Origin of the sequence: Afipia massiliensis, assembly GCF_014203115.1 — a bacterium.
Lineage (GTDB): Bacteria > Pseudomonadota > Alphaproteobacteria > Rhizobiales > Xanthobacteraceae > Afipia > Afipia massiliensis.
In genome coordinates this window covers 780,122-797,959 of record NZ_JACHIJ010000001.1, presented here as the reverse complement: position 1 = coordinate 797,959, position 17,838 = coordinate 780,122, and the positions used below count along the sequence as shown (strand labels likewise).

The following is a 17,838-nucleotide window of genomic DNA, read 5'->3' as shown; positions in this document are numbered from 1 at the left end:
GTCTTCAAAAAAAAACGGATGACGCCGCATGCCCAATATTGAACTGATCGACAGCTTCGCCGACGACCTCACCGCCATCCGCCGCGATCTTCATGCACATCCGGAAATCGGCTTCGAGGAACATCGTACATCCGGCATCGTCGCCGAGAAGCTCGCGGGGTGGGGCATCGAGGTGCATCGTGGCATCGGCGGCACCGGCGTGGTCGGCCTGCTGAAAGGCAAGGGTGGCGGCAACAGGCGGATCGGCCTGCGCGCCGACATGGACGCGCTGCCGATGGAGGAAAAGACCAATCTGAGCTGGCGCTCGACGGTTCCTGATCGCTTTCACGGCTGCGGTCATGACGGCCACACCACCATTCTTTTGGGAACGGCGCGCTATCTCGCGCAAACGCGCAATTTCGACGGCACGGTGGCTTTCATCTTTCAGCCTGCCGAAGAAGGGCTCGGTGGCGCGCGCGCGATGATCAAGGACGGGCTGTTCGAGAAATTTCCGGTGGACGAAGTTTACGGACTGCACAACGCTCCGCAGCTTAATCCGGGTCAGGTTGCGATCTTTCCCGGGCCGAGCATGGCCTGCGCGGATTTCTTCGACATCACCATCACCGGCTATGGCAGCCATGGCGCGATGCCGGAAATGTCACGCGATCCGGTGGTGATCGCGATGACGCTGGGGCAGGCGCTGCAAACCATCGTCAGCCGCAATGTCGATCCGCTGAAATCCGCGGTGCTGTCGATCACGCAGATCCATGCGGGTTCGGCCTACAACGTCATTCCGGGCGAGGCGACGCTGGCCGGCACCGTGCGGACCTTTTCCGAGAAGGTCCGGGAAAAGATCCGCGATCGGATGCGCACCATCGCAGCCGGCATGGCGGCGGCGTTTCAGGTCGAGATCAAGGTGGATATCCGCGACATCTTCTCGGTGCTGGTCAATCACGAGGAGCAGTCGCATTTCGTGGCGGACGTGGCCCGCGAGGTTGTCGGCGGCGAGAATGTGCTGACGACGCCGACCCCGAAAATGGGCAGCGAGGATTTCGCCGACATGCTGCTTGCGGTGCCGGGCGCCTATTTCTGGCTGGGTCACGAGGGAAGCGTGCCGCTGCACAATCCCGGCTTCATCCTCGACGACAAGATTTTGCCGGTCGGAGCCAGCCTGTTCTCGCGCATTATCGAGAAGCGGTTGCCGATGGTCGCGTGAAGAGCGAATTCGGATTCTGCCCGGGACTGTCATCCAGAGGCGCGCGCTTGGGCGCCTCGAATGACGATGAAGCAAGGGAAATGTCATCCCCTTCAACACATTGGAGCGCATCATGCAGGTCTACAATGTAGTCAAGTTCAGGGTGAAGTCCGGCGAAGAGGCGGCCTTCCTCGATGCGCACCGGAACGGCAAGGCCAAATGGCCGGGCCTCGAGCGTGGCTTTATCATACAGACCGGCGAGCAAACGTTTTGCCTCATCGGCGCTTGGTCCAGTCAGGAAGCGCTGGTTGCTGCGCGACCCGCAATGATCGAGACACTCGACAGCTTCAGGTCCCTTCTCGAGGATCAGGGTGACGGACGCGGCATGACAGATGCCGTTTCGGGGACCGTTGTGCTCGACCTCTGAATCCTCAATATCCGGACGATGCTGCGAGATCAGGTTGCGGCACGAATCGGCGAACGCGGGCTCAATGCAGACATCGATCTCGCCGCGCCAACCGAGCTCGGCCTATGAGTGTGCGCCCTAGTGTCCCGAATCCGAAGTTCGCTTCATTTTGCGGCATCTTCCGTAGCGAACTTCGGATTCAAAAGGACACTAGAAACTATGATTCTAGTGTGGTTTTGGTTCGCAAGTCCGCAAATGACGGCGCTGTGGAAATGATGCGGACTTGCGAACCACCACACTAGCTGCTGGAAGTTTGCTCGAAAAGCTGACGGACCAGCGTTGTCAGGCGGCCGGAGGGCGACGCCAATTCATCCATCATGGTGAAATGGTTCGCGCCCGGGATTTCCTCGTAGACGATCGGCAGTCCGTGAATTGCGCGGTGCGCGGCGAAGTCGGCGGATTGCTTGCGCAGCAGCGGCAGTTCTCCACTTCCGGCGACAACGACGAGAGGCTTGTCGATGCGGCCCGGTTGCAGCACTGGAGAGTTGCGGCGGCTCATGGCTTCGTCCAGTCCGAGCTTGGCGTTCAGATAGCTGTGGCGGATCGGTTCGAGATCGTAGATCCCGCTGATGAGAAGCCCGGCCTTGATGTGCGGATGCCCAAGCGTCATGGACGACAGATGCCCGCCTGCCGACCAGCCAGACACGACCATATTGTCTGCGCTGCTGCCGAGCGCGGGCAGTTCGTTGACAAGGGTATCGATGCCGGTGCGGACTTCGTCCACGATCTGGTCGAGCGTGGCATCGGGCGCGAGTGTGTAGCCGATCAGGGCGACGTTGATGCCGTGGGCCATCGGCCCGCGGGCGCAGAACGCGAAGGTTTCCTTCGCGCGGGTCTGCCAGTAGCCGCCGTGAATAAAGACCAGCGTGGGACCGCCGTTGTTGGCTTTCAGGAAATCGATCCGGTTGCGCTCGCGCGGACCATAACGAAGATCGAGCGACTGCGGATACCGTGCGCGCATTTCGGCGGACAGCCTGTCCCACTCGGCAACGATTGTTGGCGTCTCGGGCACATGGATCGTGTTGTTGAAACCGAGATCGAGTTGGTCCTGAGTCAGTCTGCGCCAATCCGGTGCATCGACAGGCGCGCTCATGACAACATCTCCGGTTTCATCGTTTCATGATGATCGCAACTCCGGGACACCGGCGCAACCGGGATGTTCGCGGTCACTGCCGCAGGGCGGGGACCACGAGAAACGGGATCATGCCGAGGATCACGCTGATGAGGGCAAACAGCAGCAGCGCGTCGTAGCCTCCCGTCATGTCGTGGATCAGACCGCCGGCCCACGAACCGAACGCCGAGCCAAGGCCGCTGCCGATGGTGATCGTCCCGTAGATGGTGCCGACTCGTTCGCCGCGAAAGATTTTCATCGCGGTTGCGGTGATCAGCGGGCCGCGCGAGCCGATCATGCTGCCGAATGTCACGACGAACGCGGTCAGCAGCCAGACATTGGGATACGATTTCAGCAGCCAGAGCAGGCCGATCCCGATAATCGACAGCGCGTAGCTGAACAGCACCGAGCGGCGGCGTCCGATCACGCCGTCGAGCCAGGTGACGCCGAGCATGCCGAACAGCAGCACCACGCCGCTGAATCCCCATGCCGTCGCTGCCTGCAGCGGCGGAAACCCGGCATCGACCAGATAGGCGACGATCTGTGCGGAGAGTGCGAACATGCCAACCGCGGTGAAGAAGAATGTCCAGAACAGCGCCCAGAATGCGTGATGGCGCATGGCGCTGAGCAACGTCCAGCCTTCGTCGATGGCTTCGGCGGCGGCGCTTTTGGCGAGCGTGGCCGAGCCCGACGCGAACAGTTTCCATGGCAAGAACAGCAGCGGCACAAGCAGGATCAGCGCCGTTCCGCCGAAGATCTGATACGCGCCGCGCCAGCCCAGGCGGTCGATCAGAACCTGCGACAGCGGCAACAGGATCAGCACGCCCGCGCCCATCGCGGAGTAGACCACGGCCATTGCGGTCGGCAGTTTCGGGCCGAACCATCGTCCGAGCAGGATCGAATTCGGGACGTTGCCGATACAGGCAACACCGAAACCGGCGCACAGGCCGAGGCTGAGCTGGAGTTGCCAGAGCTGCTGCGCATGGGCGGCGGCGAGGAACGCGCAGCCGAGCAACAGCAGCCCCAGTGAATAGACGGCGCGGGGGCCGGACCGGTCGAACAGCCGGCCGATGATGGGGGCCGACAGGCCGCCGGCCAGCGCTGCCAGAGAGTAGATCGAGATGATTTCCGCCCGGTCCCAGCCGAAGGTCTGCGAGATCGGCAACAGGAAAACGGTGAAGGTTTCGCCAAGTCCGCGCCCGAGCACGGACAACATGAAGCACAGCGCCAGCACGTTGAGCGCGATGTGGACCGGCTTCATGCCCGGTTTCATGTCCGGGGTGATGGGGGTCATCGGGCACGCCCGGGGGACAAATCGCGACTCATATGTCTATGAACCGCAATTCGCCGGTCAGGAGCAGGTGCAGTTTGCGAATACGCCTATGCAATCGCGGGCGGCGCGTCAGAGATGCTTCATCCCGAACTGGTCCAGCAGCGGCAGGAGTTCGCTGCGCGCGCGCCGCCTGTGACTTTGGGCCTCGCTGCAGGACAGCATTGAGTCGCCGCTCTTGATGGCGGCGATGATCGCCTGATGCTCCTTGAGCGATTTCGTCGGCTTGGCCCGAAGGCGGAGCGTCATCATGCGTGCGCGGTGCGATTGATCCATGATGGTATTGGCAAGACGTGCGAGGCGCATGTTCCCGCTGCCATCGATCAGGGTGCGATGAAAGCGGTCATCCGCGCGCGCCCAGACGTCGAGTTCATCGCGCTGCAGGGCGATTTTCATCTCGGCGTTGATGCCCTCCAAGGCCGCAACGATGGGACGGCGGTCTTTCGGGCTCATACTGGCGATCAATTCGGCAGCCATGCCTTCGAGGGCGATGATCACGTCATAGACCTCGCGCATGTCGTCCGGCGACAGCGCCAGAACGGTGACGCCGCGCTTGGGCAGAACCCGCACGAGACCTTCTTCCTGAAGCCGGATCAGGGCTTCATGGACCGGGGTTCGGCTCATGCCGAGCCGAAGCGCGATTTCCTGCTCCGAGCCCTGGTAGCCGGGTGCGAAGGCGTTGTCGCGGATGGCGTCCTTCAACGCCTGATAGGCGTCGGCGACTAGTGAGGGTGCTTTGGCAAGCGGCTCTGCGATGGGCGTTTTGAGGCGACTCATGTCCGGTTCCTGACTGCCGCACCCTTATAGAGGCTAGCCTGTGTCCTGCGCGAGGTGTCTTGACATCCATACCACCTTCCATGGAAGATGGCATCCCTAGCGTGCTGCCGGTGACGGAAGGCCGGGGCTTGCCGGTCCATTCAGGCACGGCAGTTCGCGTTCGTGTCGGGTTCGGCCAAACAAGCGGATGTCATGTGAAAACCTATCGAATTGCTGCCATTCCCGGAGACGGTATCGGCTCCGAGGTCATCTCCGCGGGCGTCGAAGCATTAACCGCATGCGCGAAGCGCGACGGCGGATTCACCTTCGCGTTCGATCACTTCGACTGGGGATCGGAGCGCTACAAGACAACCGGCGCGTTCATGCCGGAGAACGGACGCGACCTGATCAAGTCCCACGATGCGATCCTGTTCGGCTCCGCAGGCGCGCCCGATGTGCCAGATCACGTCACGTTGTGGGGTCTGCGGCTCGCGATCTGCCAGCCGTTCGATCAGTACGCCAACGTTCGACCGACGCGCATCCTGCCGGGGATCGTCAGCCCGTTGCGCAACGTTTCCGGTCCTGAACTCGATTGGGTGATCGTGCGCGAGAATTCCGAAGGCGAGTATGCCGGCGTCGGCGGGCGCGTGCATCGCGGCTTGCCCGAGGAAGTCGCCACCGACGTGTCGATGTTCACGCGGGCTGGCGTCGCGCGGATCATGCGTTTCGCATTCGCACTGGCGCGCTCGCGGCCGCGCAAATTCTTAACCGTGGTGACCAAGTCCAATGCCCAGCGCCACGCGATGGTGATGTGGGATGAAATCGCGGCCGAGGTCGCCAGCGAATTTCCCGACGTCACGTGGGACAAGATGCTGGTCGATGCCATGACCATGCGGATGACGCTGAAGCCCGAAACCCTGGACACCATCGTCGCGACCAATCTGCACGCCGATATTCTATCCGATCTGGCGGCGGCGTTGGCAGGCTCGCTCGGCATCGCGCCGACCGCCAATCTCAACCCCGAACGCCAGTTTCCATCGATGTTCGAGCCGATCCATGGCTCGGCCTTCGATATCACCGGCAAGGGGATTGCAAATCCGATCGGGACGTTCTGGTCCAGCGTCATGATGCTGGAGCATCTCGGCGAGCCATCCGCAGCGGCGCGCTTGATGTGGGCCATCGAAAAAGTCACGGCCGACAAGTCACTGCACACGCCGGACCTCGGCGGAAAAGCAAGAACTGCCGATGTCACCAAGGCCGTCTGCGACGCATTGGCCGGAGACAATCAAGAGAACTAGACCCGGACCCGGGCGAAGCAACCAAAACCAAGAAGAAAATAACGCGAGGAAACAAAAACACAGGGAGGACACGATGCGAGGATTCTTCGCAGGATTTGCAGTTGCAATTGCCACGCTGTCGATTTCGGGAATCGGACCGGCTGCGGGACAGGACTTTCCGTCGCGTCCGATTACCTTGATCGTTCCGGCTGCGGCGGGAGGGCCGACGGACGCGGTCTCTCGCCTGATCGCGGAGTCGATGGGCCGAACGCTGGGTCAGCAGATCGTCGTCGAGAATGTCGGCGGGGCCGGCGGCACCATCGGCATGACCCGCGTCGTCAAATCTCCTGCCGATGGATACATGGTCACGGTCTGGCACATCGCGCAGGCGACTGCGCCGTCGCTCTACGACAACCTCCGCTACAATGTGATCGACGACTTCGATTCCATCGGCCGCATCGCGGATGTGCCGATGACGATTGTTGGCAAGGCCGGTCTGGAGCCGAAGACGGCCAAGGACCTGATCGACTGGGTCAAGCAGAAGAAAACCGCTGTGACCTATGCCCACGCGGGCATCGGTTCTGCATCGCACCTGTGCGCGATTATGTTCATGAGCGCGGTCAACACCCAGATGACCGCGTTGTCCTATCGCGGGACGGGACCGGCGATGTCTGATCTGCTCGGCGGCCAGTTCGACATGATGTGCGACCAGACCACGACCACCACCGCGCAGATCAAGGACGCCAAGATCAAGGGTTATGCCGCGACGACCAAAGAGCGGCTGAAGGTTCTGCCGGATCTGCCGACCCTCGACGAAGTCGGCCTCAAGGGCTTCGAGGTCGCCGCATGGCACGCAATGTGGGCGCCGAAAGGGTTACCGGCTGACGTCCAGAAGAAACTGAACGATGCTTTGCAAACCGCGCTGAAAGATCCAAAAGTTGTCGAACGCATGGCCGCGCTCGGTGTCGAACCGGTAAAGCCGGAACAGGCGACCCCGCAGGCGTTATCCGCTCATCTCAAGGCCGAAGTCGCGAAATGGTCGCCGGTCATTCAGGCATCGGGAGCGAAGGCGAATTAGCGGTCACCATCGAATGCGTCATGGCGGCGCGGCAGAACCGGCGATTGTCGGATCAGTGCCCAGCCGCTAAGGCTGTTAGATTATCCCATCATCAATCGAAGTTCTGGAGAGCGTCATGAGCGGTGAAAGCGAACAATTCAAGAAGGGTCTGGCCGTCCGGCGTGACGTTCTGGGTAAGGATTACGTCGATGGCAGCATCGCCAAGGCCGATGATTTCATGATGGCGTTCCAGAACATCACCACCGAATGGTGCTGGGGCTATGCCTGGACGCGGCCGGGGCTGGACCGCAAGACCCGCAGCATGCTCAACCTCGCGATGCTGACCGCGCTGAAAGCGCCCAACGAGATCAAGCTCCATGTCAAAGGCGCGCTGACCAACGGCGTGACCGTCGAGGAGATCAAGGAAGTTCTGCTGCACGCCACCGTGTATAGCGGCATTCCCGCAGGCCTGGAGGCCTTCAAGGCCGCGCACGAAGTGCTCAAGGCCGAAGGCGCGCTGGAGAAGAAGTAATCACCGCGTCATTGCGAGCGAAGCGAAGCAATCCAGTTCCTAAGTAAGAAAGACTGGATTGCTTCGTCGCTACGCTCCTCGCAATGACGACTGGGCGGCAAATCCGTCACACCCCGAGATAAACCTGCCGGATGTATTCGTCGCCCGCGAGATCTTTCGCCGTACCCTCACGAATGGTGCGGCCATGTTCCAGCACGTAGACGCGGTCGGTAATCCGCAAGGTCGAGGTCGCGTCCTGTTCGACGATCAGGATGGCGGTGCCGTCCTTCCGGATCTGCTGGATCGCATCGAAGATCAGGCCCTTCAGCCGCGGCGCGATGCCGACCGACGGCTCATCGAGCAGCAGCAATTCCGGCCGCCCCATCAGTGCGCGGCCGATCGCCACCATCTGCTGTTCGCCGCCGGATAGTGTGCTCGATTGCTGCCACTGCCGCTCGCGCAGCACCGGAAACAGCGTGAACACGCGTTCGAGATCGGCGTTGATCTCGGCGTTGTTCTTGCGGAGGTAGGCGCCGAGCTGCAGGTTCTTCAGCACGGATAGTTCCGAGAACAGCTTGCGGCCCTCGGGACAGTGGCAGATGCCGCGCGCCACCACGTCGTAGGGCGCGACGCCGTCGAGGGACTGGCCCTTGAACGTCAGCGTTCCCTGCGAGGGAATGGAGCGCGAGATCGCTTTCAGCAGCGTGGTCTTGCCCGCGCCGTTGGGGCCGAGCACGCCGATCAACTCACCCTTGTCGACCTTGATCGAAACGGATTCGATGGCAAGCGCCTTGCCGTAGCTGACGCGCAGATCGGAGACTTCAAGCAGAGGCATGAGCTTCCTCCGTCTTTCCGATATAGGCTTCGATCACTTTCGGATTTTTCACGATTTCCTCGGGCGGTCCGACGGCGATGATCTCGCCGAAATTCATCACGATCACCCGGGAGACCAGCGCCATGAACTCGCGCAGCTTGTGTTCGATCAGAAGGATGGTCAGGTTTTCCTCGCGATGCAGGCGTTTGATCAGTTGCGCCAGCGGTTCGATCTCGCTGCTGCCCAATCCGGCGAAGGGTTCATCGAGCAACAAGAGATCGGGCCGGGTCGCCAGCGCGCGCGCAATTTCGAGCCGTCGCAGGTCGCCGTAAGGCAACGTTTCGACTGGCTCCAGCCCGCGTCCGCCGAGGCCCACCTGTTCGAGGAGGTGGCGCGCGCGTTCTTCCTTGTCCTTGTCGACATGGGCGCGTGGCGACATGCAGGCGACGAGAACATTCTCCAGCAGGTTCATGCCCACAAAAGGACGGCAGAGCTGGAAGGTCCGCGCCATGCCGCGGTTGACGATCTTGTAGGGTGCGAGTCCTTGCAGCGCTTCACCGTTAAATGTGACAGCTCCGGATGTTGGTGCCATAAAGCCGGTGAGCATATTGAACAGCGTGGTCTTGCCCGCGCCGTTGGGACCGAGGATTCCGGTGAACTCGCCTTTCTGCAGTGTGAAGGTTGCGTTCTTCACGGCGGTGAGGCCGCCGAAGCGTTTGGTAACGTCGTTGACTTCGAGAAGCGCGGTCATCGGAAGCGCTCCGTCATTCTGCGCCAGAGCGGCGCGATGAGGCCATTCGGCAGGAAGAACAGGATCAGCATCAGGGTGAGGGTGTAGATCCAGAGCCGGTATTCGCCGAAGCCGCGCAGCATTTCGGTGAGCAGCGTGAGCAGGATCGCGGCGATCGCAGCACCGTAAATCGAACCGATGCCGCCGACATAGACCATGATGATGATCGTGATCGAGACCACGACGGAGAACAGCGGCGGACTGACCTGAAGCTGGTAGTGCGCATAGAGCGCGCCGCCGAGCCCGGCGAAGGCCGCGCTGATCGCAAGTGAGGCGATCTTGTAGAACGTCACGTTGATTCCGGCGGCCTGACAGGTCGCCTCGTCGCCGCGAATGGCGCGCAGCAACAGGCCCCAGTGCGATTGCGCCAGCAGCACCAGCACGATGACCGTGACGACAAGGACCGCCAGCACGAACCAGTAGTAGTGCAGGGGATTTCGGATCAGCGGGTCGAGGCCGTAGAGGCCTTCCTCGCCGCCGGTCTGTTCCCAGAAGATCAGGCAGAGGCGTTGCAGGATCGCGGAGGCCGACAGCATGGCCAGCGCGAAGTAGGGACCGCGCAGGCGCAATGTCGGGAAGCCGACGATCAGGCTGAAGATGACCGCGATGACGACTGCCGCCGGCAGGCTGTACCATGGATTGGTGAACCAGATCGTCGCCATGAAGCCCGAGGTGTAGGCGCCCGCGCCGATGAACAGCGAGTGGCCGAAATTCTCGCGGCCGGTCAGGCCGGACATGAAGTCCCAGCTCGAGGCCCATATGCCGTAGATCACGCAGACGGTCAGCACGCCGGTGAGATAGTTGCTGGCCACGAGCATGGGGGCGAGTGCGAGCACGGCCACCACAGCGATACCGCCTGCGACATCGATCAATGAAATCTGCCGCATGTCAGAACGCCGCCCGCCGGCCGAGAATCCCGGACGGTCTGATCATGAGGGTGACGACGACCGCGACGAGGGACACGAGTTCAGTCCACGATGTCGAGACCAGATAGGCCACGATGGTTTCGGAATAGCCGAGGATCAGCGAGGCGATGATGCTGCCGGGGATCGATCCGAGTCCGCCGACGATGACGATGGCGAACGCCTTCACCATCGGCAGCAGGCCCATGGTCGGCTGCACGGTGAGAAACGGCGAGACCAATACGCCGGCCAGCGCCGCGGTGCCCGCCGAAATCGCCATCACGATGGAGAAAATGCGGTTGGTGGGAATGCCCATGTACTGCGCGGCTTCGGGGTCCTGCGACACCGCGAGAATGGCCGCGCCGAGGCGTGTGCGCTGAATGAAGAGCCACAGTGTCAGCAGCACCAGAATGCCCGCAACGAGGGCGAGCAATCTCTGCCCGCCGATATCGACACCGCCGATGGAGATCTTGTCGGCGACGAAGGAGGGGACGTTGCGATATTCGGAGCCGAAGGTAATGAACAGCGCCTGCTCGACCGCCAGCGATACGGCGAGCGTGATCATCAGCACGGCAAGTTGCGACGCCCGCAACGGCCGGACCAGAAACCGCTCCATCAGCACGCCAAATCCCGCGACCAGAAGAACGGCCAGCGGTGCCGCGATGAACAGCGGCAGGTTCAGCAGGGATGTGAAAACATAAGCCGCATACGCGCCGAGTGCATAAAATGCGCCGTGGGCGAGATTGAGGATGCGGGCGACGCCGAAGATGAGCGTGAAGCCCACCGCGAGCATCGCGTAGATCGCGCTGGACACAGCGCCATAGATCAGGATTTCGAGCATAACCGCCTGCTGCTGAGGATATGAATGTCAGAACCGGATCACGGGGCGTAAGAGGAAGGCGAGCCTTCAGGAACGGCGGCCGGTTGTGACCGGCCGCCGTTCTCACGACGTGAATCTGTTCAGTTCATCCAGGGCGGCGGGATCATCTTTCCGGTTTCGGCAGCCTTCGGCCACACGACGACGCGTGCGCCGTCCTTCTGCCATTGCGCGAACAGCAGGTTCTGCAGGCCGGGTCCCGTCTTCACATCGTGGACTTCGTCGAACACGATCTTGCCGGCGATGCCGACATAGTCCGTCTTCTCGAGTTCCTTGATCACAGCGTTCGGCTCGACCGAGTTGGCGCGCTTCACGGCTTCTGCGTAGACGTAGATTGCGTCGTAGGCGCCGACGCCGGTGTAGACAGGCGCCGTGCCATAGCGCTTCACGAACTCGTCCCAGAACGGAATCGTCTTGGGCGTCAGCGGGGCGCGGGTCGCGAACAGGCCGACGGTTTCGGACAGCGCCTTGCCGCTCACGCGGGTGAAGAAGTCGGCGTCCTGGCTCTTGACGTCGATGCCGCCGATCGGAATCGGCACCTGCGCGTCATGCCACTGCTTGACGAAAATGTCCGACGACGCATGCGACAGGATGACGATCAGATACTGTGCGCCGCTGGCCTTGACCTTGGCGAACAATGGCGAGAAGTCCGACGTCGAGGTGTCGAAGAATTCGGCCATCGGCACCTCGGTGCCGCCCTCGACCGCGCCCTTCTTCAGGATCGGCACCAGATCCTGCACCCACTTGGCGTTCTCTCCGACGATGGCAATCTTCTTCAGTCCCATCTCGCCCTTGAGCTTGCCGCCGATGAAATCGACCAGCGCGCGGGCCTGATGGCCGGCGTGGATCGGAGAAACCCGGAAGATATACTTGTAGTTCTCGTAGTCGGCTTTCACCTTCGCGGTGATCGCGGGAGATGCCGCGCCAACTCCAAGGTAGATCGTCTTCGCGTTGGCAATGTGGGGCAACTGGGCCAGCGTCACGCCGCTGGTGTAACCGCCGATCAGCACATCGACCTTGTCGTCGGCTGTGAGCTTCTTGATCGCCGCGATGCCCTGTTCGGGGTTCTCGGTTTCATCCGCGACAACCATTTCAAGTTTGCGGCCGACGAGGCCGCCTTTGCTGTTGATGTCCTCGATAGCCATCTTAATGGCGTTCTGCGTGTCGCGTCCGACCTGAAGCTGGACCGAGGTTGGAACGCCGATCTTGATGGGTTGCTGGGCGGAAGCTGGAACGGGGCCGAGTAGGGTGCCAGCGCTGACGATGCTCGCTGTTGCGAGAAGGCTGAGAAATGACTTCATGACGTTTCTCCCTGATGCATCCGAATTCGTGTTCGGTGCTTTTTATTTGAGCCGACAGACTGCTGGCCGGAGAAGTTCAAGTCAAGCAAAGATCGGATGATTGCAGCGAGCGGTTGTTTGAAACAGAATTCGAGCGGGCCGGAACAAAATTGGTGCGTGTTAATGTTGCGACGCCAAAAAAATGGAGCGTCTTTACCGTTGGCCGCTGTGCGTACAACGGCGCACCGCACTGGATGCTTTATGGTGCTTGATGTTCGGCCATGAAACTTGCGAACCGCGGATCGCCGACATGCGCGATATTAACGCGCATCGCGGGGCGAGCAGGCATCGCGTCCGGATTGAACGCTGAACCCGGCGCGAGCAGGATGCTGCGCTCGGCGGCGACGCGCGACAGTTGCGTGTCATCGATATGTCCGGGCAGTTCGCACCACATATAAAATCCGCCGCGCGGCTGGCCGAATACCGGCAGGCCAAGGCGTGACAATGTGTCGTTGGCCTGGCGCGTGGCCGCTTCGATGCGGCCGGTCAGCCGCTTGAGATGGCCGCGATAGCGCCCGCTGGTCATCAGGTCGTAGATGATCTGCTCGATATAAACCGAACTGTTGGCGCGCGTGATCATCTTGAGATCGGCCAGCCGCGCGACGGTGTCGGCGTTGGCCGCGATGTATCCCGACCTCAGACTGGCGGAGAGAGTCTTGGCGAAAGTGCCGACATAGATCACGCGGTCGAGCTGGTCGAGCGCGGCGAGGCGAGGACTGGTGTTCGACAGCACGTCGGCGAACGGATCCGAATCGACGATGCGCAAATTGTACTCCGTCGCGGTGCGCAGCAGGCGGTAGGCGACCGGGAGCGTGATCGAGCAGCCGGTCGGATTGTGCGCCAGCGATTGCGTGAAGAACATCCGCGCGCCGGAGCTGGCCGCCTTGGCCGCGAGATCGTCCGGGTCGGGCCCGTCGGCGGTTCGCCGCACGCCGATCAGCCGCGCCTTGGCCAGCCGCAGCTTGCCGAACAGCGGATAATAGCCGGGGCTGTCAACGAGAACGGGGTCGCCCGGCTCGACAAACTGACGCACGATCATGTCGAGCGCGTCGTTCGCGCCTTGAGTCAAAAGAACCTGCGTCGGCTCCGCGCCGATCGATCGCTCGGCCAGCAAGCCCGCGATGCGTTGGCGCAGCGGCAACAGGCCGTAGGGACTGCCATAGCTCTCGGGCAGATTACGCTTCCCAGGCCGGCTGACCGGTCGCAGGTATGGTCCGACCTCCGAGCCTTCCATCCACGCCGCCGGCGGCCGTCCATCCCCGACACGAACCTCGTAACGCTTTTCGAGTTGCTCGCGCAGCAGCCAGACGCTGTCGACGGCCTCGACCTTGGCGGGTTCGGTTGTCTCCGCGCGCTTGGGACGATGCATCGATACGTAAAAGCCGGAGCCGGGTTTGCTCTCGATCTGCCCCGATGCGACCAGCCGGTCATAGGCATCGACGATGGTATTCTTTGATGCACCGAACAGTTTCGACGCGTCGCGGATCGACGGCAGGCGTTCGCCGGGCCGGATCGCGCCGCGCTCGATCCGCGCAATGATCGCATCAACGATGGTCTCGACGCGCGATCGCGTTGTTCCGCGGCCGAGATGATGAACTGTACCCATGTTGCGAATGGTACGGACCTTCCTGAAATTGTGCAAAGTGTTCCTTGTGGCGTACCCCCGTCACCATACAGTTTCCGCGGCCGAGAATCCCCTCAAGAGGACTTCGGTCTGGGAGACGCTAAAGAATGACTTTCGCCAAGCATGGCGCGAACCGCAGTTCGCGGATCGCCGGATTTCACCGCAAGTCGCCGCAGGAACGGCTTGATCTCGTGGCTTCGTTCGCGGGGCTCGATCCTGCGACCACAGCTCATCTTGCCGACATGGGCAATCTGTCTCCGCAGCTTGCGGACAAGATGATCGAAAATGTCGTCGCCACGATGAATGTGCCGATCGGCATCGCGACCAACGTCAAGGTCGATGGCGAAGACGTGCTGATCCCGATGGCGACCGAGGAATCCTCCGTCGTCGCCGCGGTCTGCAACGCCGCGCGCCAGACCTATGACGCGGGCTTTACGACCTCTGTATCCGGCACGCTGATGATCGCGCAGGTCCAGGCCGTCGATGTGTCCGACCCATATGCTGCGCGGCTGCGGCTTCTGGAAAAGCGTGACGAGATCAAGGCGATCTGCGACGCCTGCGATCCGCTGCTGGTGAAACTTGGCGGCGGCTTCCGCGATGTCGAGGTGCGGATTCTCGATACGCTGGGCGGGCCGATGGTCATCACGCATCTGATCGTCGATACGCGCGATGCGATGGGCGCCAATGCCGTCAACACCATGGCGGAGAAAATCGCGCCGCATATCGCCACATGGAGCGGCGGGCGCGTGTTCCTGCGCATCCTCTCCAATTTGGCGGACCGGCGGCTAGCGCGGGCGCACGCGGTGTGGAAGCTCGCCGACATCGGCGGGGAAAGCGTGCGCGACGGCATCATCAGCGCGTATCAGTTCGCCGAAGCCGATCCGTATCGCGCGGCCACGCACAACAAAGGCATCATGAACGGCATCAGCGCGGTGATCCTCGCGACCGGCAATGACACCCGCGCGGTGGAAGCAGGCGCGCATGCCTATGCCGCGCGCGGCGGGCGCTACACGAGCCTGACGCGCTACGAGGTCAACAAGGACGGCGATCTCTCTGGCTCCATCGAACTGCCGCTGGCGGTTGGCCTGATCGGCGGCGCGACCAAGATTCATCCAACTGCGCAGGCGTGCCTGAAGATTCTCGGCGTGACCACGGCAGAGCGGCTGGCGCGCATCATCGCGGCGGTGGGGCTTGCGCAGAATTTCTCGGCGCTGAAGGCGCTCGCCACGGTGGGCATCCAGTCCGGTCACATGGCGCTTCATGCACAGAACATCGCGATCATGGCCGGCGCTGTCGGCGATGAGGTCGAGGCTGTTGCGAAAGTGTTGGTCGAGCGCGCAACGGTGCGTATCGACGTCGCGCAGGAGATTTTGGAAACGATTCGACGCTAAGCAATTCCGGCGAGACCGGACAACCACATAAGAAATTCAACCGGGAGGATATAATGCTAAAATCGAAATCGGATTTTCTGGCGGGCGCAGCGATGCTGCTGGCGCTCATGGCTCCGGCAAGCGCACAGATCGCCAACAACACCGTCAAGCTTGGCGTGTTGACCGATCTCACCGGCATCGCGACCGATTCCACCGGCGCAGGTTCGGTTGCCGCGGCGCGTCTCGCGGTCGAGGACTTCAAGGCCGAGAAGCCGGACATCAAGGTTGAACTCGTTCAGGCGGATCACCAGAACAAGGCGGACATCGGCGGCGCGCTGGCGCGGCGCTGGATGGACGTCGACAAGATCGACGCCATTCTCGACGTGCCGTTCTCGTCGGTGGCGCTGGCGGTGCAGGAAGCCACTCGCGGCTCGAAGACCGCGTTCATTGCATCTGGCCCCGGCTCATCGCTGCTGACCGGCGAGAAGTGCTCGCCGAACACCGTGCACTGGACCTACGACACCTGGGCGCTGGCGCATGGAACGGCGCTGGCGTTGCTGAAGGCGAAGAAGGACTCGTGGTTCTTCGTTACCGCGGACTATGCCTTCGGCCATTCGCTCGAAAAGGATGCGTCCGATGTCGTGAAGGCGCAAAACGGAAAGCTGCTGGGCAGCGTGCGGCATCCGCCCGGCGCATCGGACTTCTCGTCGTTCCTGCTGCAGGCACAGGCCAGCAAGGCCAAGATTGTTGCGCTTGCCAATGCGGTCGGCGACACAGTCAACTCCGTGAAGCAGGCGTCCGAGTTCGGCATTCAGGCCGGCGGGCAGGAGCTTGCGGCGCTTCTGATGCAGGTCACGGACGTCAACGCCATAGGGCTGCAGGGCGCGAAGGGTCTCTATCTGACTGAGGGCTTCTATTGGGATACCAACGAAGGCACGCGCAAGTTCGCTGATCGCTTCACCGCGATTGTTGGCGGTGGACGGCGTCCGACCGCCATTCAGGCGGGCGTCTATGCCGGCACGCTGCATTATCTGCGCGCAGCGGCCGCTGCGAACACGACGGACGGGCAGGCGGTTGTCGCCAAGATGAAGGCGATGCCGTCGAAAGACCCGCTGTTCGGCGAGGGCACGATCCGTGAAGACGGCCGGCACATCCACAACATGTATCTGTTCCAGGTGAAGACACCGGCCGAATCCAAGGCCCCCTGGGATTTCTACAAGCTGGTTGAGACGATCCCCGCGGCGGAAGCTTTCCGGCCGATGAGCGAGGGCAACTGCGCGATGGTGAAGAAGTAAGACCGGTTGCCGCGGCTGAGCGCTGCTCAGCCGCAGTTATCCGGGCGTTTAGATTGAGTGTAATTTCCTCCCGGCAGGCTCTGTGCGGGAGGAAATTTCTCCTCCGGATCATGATCTTAGAATGCAACGCGGGTCTGCCCTTGGGGCATGACGCAGGCGCGGTATGTAATTGACCAGAAACGGAAATTCGGCTATTTCACCGGCGTCGTGAATGCTGCCGCCGTCTTCGCCTGCAAGGCAGGCCATCCAGCAAAATTCATTGGCGAGAAGTTCTGCGTGAGGCGTGATCGCCCGCAAGTCCGGCGATTGTGCGCTCACCGATTGCAAGAGCATGGGTCCGGTTATGAGCAATTTCAATCAGGAAACGGTTCTCAGCGTCCATCACTGGACCGATAATCTTTTCAGCTTCACGACCACGCGCGATTCCTCGTTCCGGTTTCGCAATGGCGAGTTCACCATGATCGGATTGAAGGTGAACGAGAAGCCGCTGCTGCGTGCCTACAGCGTCGCGAGCGCGAACTATGAAGAGAACCTCGAATTCTTTTCGATCAAGGTCGCCGACGGCCCGCTGACCTCGCGCCTTCAGCACCTCAAGGAAGGCGATGAGATCATCGTCAGCCGCAAGGCGACCGGGACGCTGGTGATCGACAACCTCACCGACGGCCGCAATCTCTATCTGATCGGCACCGGCACCGGCCTCGCGCCGTTCCTGAGCGTCATCAAGGACCCCGAGACCTACGAGCGTTTCGAGAAGGTCGTGCTGCTGCACGGCTGCCGTCACGTCAGGGAATTGGCCTACGGTGAACTGATCACCGAGAAGCTGCCGCAGGACGAGATGATCGGCGACATGGTGCGCGCGCAGCTCATCTATTATCCGACCGTTACGCGCGATCCGTTCCGCAATCGCGGCCGCATCACCGACCTGATCACCTCGGGCAAGCTGTTCTCCGACATTTCGCTGCCTGACCTCGATTCGGCCAAAGATCGCGTCATGATGTGCGGAAGCCCGGCGCTGCTGCTGGACACCAAGAAGCTCTTGATGGATCGCGGCTTCGTTGAAGGCAATCACGGCGAGCCAGCCGATTTCGTGGTCGAGAAGGCGTTCGCCGAGCGCTGAGCGCGCTCGCTGCGAATCGTTCCCGGC

Annotated in this window: 17 protein-coding genes; 8 read left to right on the top strand and 9 right to left on the bottom strand. The window is 61.8% G+C overall.

Going from position 1 to position 17,838, the window contains the following annotated elements:
• The first annotated feature begins 28 nt into the window (after window positions 1-28).
• Complete coding sequence (locus HNQ36_RS03675) at window positions 29-1,195, top strand: M20 aminoacylase family protein (RefSeq protein ID WP_184082563.1); 1,167 nt, start codon at window positions 29-31, stop codon at window positions 1,193-1,195.
• Between the two features lie 112 nt (window positions 1,196-1,307).
• Window positions 1,308-1,601, top strand: a complete 294-nt coding sequence (locus HNQ36_RS03670; RefSeq protein WP_184082562.1) for a DUF718 domain-containing protein — start codon at window positions 1,308-1,310, stop codon at window positions 1,599-1,601.
• Between the two features lie 277 nt (window positions 1,602-1,878).
• On the opposite strand, the gene HNQ36_RS03665 is transcribed toward HNQ36_RS03670, so the two are convergent.
• The 3 genes from HNQ36_RS03665 to HNQ36_RS03655 form a co-directional block, all read right to left on the bottom strand.
• On the bottom strand, window positions 1,879-2,733 hold the full coding sequence (locus HNQ36_RS03665; protein ID WP_184082561.1) for an alpha/beta hydrolase: 855 nt from the start codon (window positions 2,731-2,733) through the stop codon (window positions 1,879-1,881).
• 73 nt (window positions 2,734-2,806) lie between these two features.
• Complete coding sequence (locus HNQ36_RS03660) at window positions 2,807-4,045, bottom strand: MFS transporter (protein ID WP_184082560.1); 1,239 nt, start codon at window positions 4,043-4,045, stop codon at window positions 2,807-2,809.
• A gap of 108 nt (window positions 4,046-4,153) precedes the next feature.
• Complete coding sequence (locus HNQ36_RS03655; RefSeq protein ID WP_184082559.1) at window positions 4,154-4,858, bottom strand: GntR family transcriptional regulator; 705 nt, start codon at window positions 4,856-4,858, stop codon at window positions 4,154-4,156.
• Window positions 4,859-5,052: 194 nt separating this feature from the next.
• Between HNQ36_RS03655 and HNQ36_RS03650 the strand changes: the two genes are divergently transcribed.
• From HNQ36_RS03650 to HNQ36_RS03640, 3 genes are all read left to right on the top strand, one after another.
• A complete protein-coding gene (locus tag HNQ36_RS03650) occupies window positions 5,053-6,135 on the top strand; it encodes a tartrate dehydrogenase (protein WP_184082558.1) in 1,083 nt (360 codons plus the stop codon).
• Between the two features lie 73 nt (window positions 6,136-6,208).
• The gene (locus HNQ36_RS03645; protein WP_184082557.1) at window positions 6,209-7,192 is read left to right on the top strand and encodes a tripartite tricarboxylate transporter substrate-binding protein; all 984 of its coding nucleotides are present in this window, start codon (window positions 6,209-6,211) and stop codon (window positions 7,190-7,192) included.
• Window positions 7,193-7,307: 115 nt separating this feature from the next.
• Entirely contained in the window at window positions 7,308-7,703 is a 396-nt protein-coding gene (locus HNQ36_RS03640) for a carboxymuconolactone decarboxylase family protein (RefSeq protein WP_184082556.1), read from the top strand.
• A gap of 106 nt (window positions 7,704-7,809) precedes the next feature.
• Here the strand turns inward: HNQ36_RS03640 and HNQ36_RS03635 are convergent, their stop codons facing one another.
• From HNQ36_RS03635 to HNQ36_RS03610, 6 genes are all read right to left on the bottom strand, one after another.
• Window positions 7,810-8,517: an ABC transporter ATP-binding protein gene (locus HNQ36_RS03635; protein WP_046829313.1), complete on the bottom strand. Its 708-nt coding sequence runs from the start codon at window positions 8,515-8,517 to the stop codon at window positions 7,810-7,812.
• Window positions 8,504-9,247 (bottom strand): ABC transporter ATP-binding protein, encoded by a 744-nt coding sequence (locus HNQ36_RS03630; protein ID WP_184082555.1) that lies wholly within the window; start codon window positions 9,245-9,247, stop codon window positions 8,504-8,506. Before HNQ36_RS03630 ends, HNQ36_RS03635 begins: the two co-directional genes overlap by 14 nt.
• Window positions 9,244-10,173, bottom strand: a complete 930-nt coding sequence (locus HNQ36_RS03625; protein WP_184082554.1) for a branched-chain amino acid ABC transporter permease — start codon at window positions 10,171-10,173, stop codon at window positions 9,244-9,246. The genes HNQ36_RS03630 and HNQ36_RS03625 overlap by 4 nt, the downstream gene beginning before the upstream one ends.
• Before the next feature lies 1 nt (window position 10,174).
• Window positions 10,175-11,029, bottom strand: a complete 855-nt coding sequence (locus HNQ36_RS03620; RefSeq protein ID WP_184082553.1) for a branched-chain amino acid ABC transporter permease — start codon at window positions 11,027-11,029, stop codon at window positions 10,175-10,177.
• Window positions 11,030-11,148: 119 nt separating this feature from the next.
• A complete protein-coding gene (locus HNQ36_RS03615) occupies window positions 11,149-12,366 on the bottom strand; it encodes an ABC transporter substrate-binding protein (protein ID WP_184082552.1) in 1,218 nt (405 codons plus the stop codon).
• Window positions 12,367-12,604: 238 nt separating this feature from the next.
• Complete coding sequence (locus tag HNQ36_RS03610) at window positions 12,605-14,011, bottom strand: aminotransferase-like domain-containing protein (protein ID WP_184082551.1); 1,407 nt, start codon at window positions 14,009-14,011, stop codon at window positions 12,605-12,607.
• Between the two features lie 125 nt (window positions 14,012-14,136).
• Between HNQ36_RS03610 and HNQ36_RS03605 the strand changes: the two genes are divergently transcribed.
• The 3 genes from HNQ36_RS03605 to HNQ36_RS03595 all read left to right on the top strand — a co-directional run bounded on the left by HNQ36_RS03605 (window position 14,137) and on the right by HNQ36_RS03595 (window position 17,811).
• Window positions 14,137-15,420 (top strand): hydroxymethylglutaryl-CoA reductase, degradative, encoded by a 1,284-nt coding sequence (locus HNQ36_RS03605; RefSeq protein ID WP_184082550.1) that lies wholly within the window; start codon window positions 14,137-14,139, stop codon window positions 15,418-15,420.
• A gap of 53 nt (window positions 15,421-15,473) precedes the next feature.
• On the top strand, window positions 15,474-16,694 hold the full coding sequence (locus tag HNQ36_RS03600) for an ABC transporter substrate-binding protein (RefSeq protein ID WP_184082549.1): 1,221 nt from the start codon (window positions 15,474-15,476) through the stop codon (window positions 16,692-16,694).
• Between the two features lie 343 nt (window positions 16,695-17,037).
• Entirely contained in the window at window positions 17,038-17,811 is a 774-nt protein-coding gene (locus tag HNQ36_RS03595; protein WP_046829870.1) for a ferredoxin--NADP reductase, read from the top strand.
• Window positions 17,812-17,838: the final 27 nt, after the last annotated feature.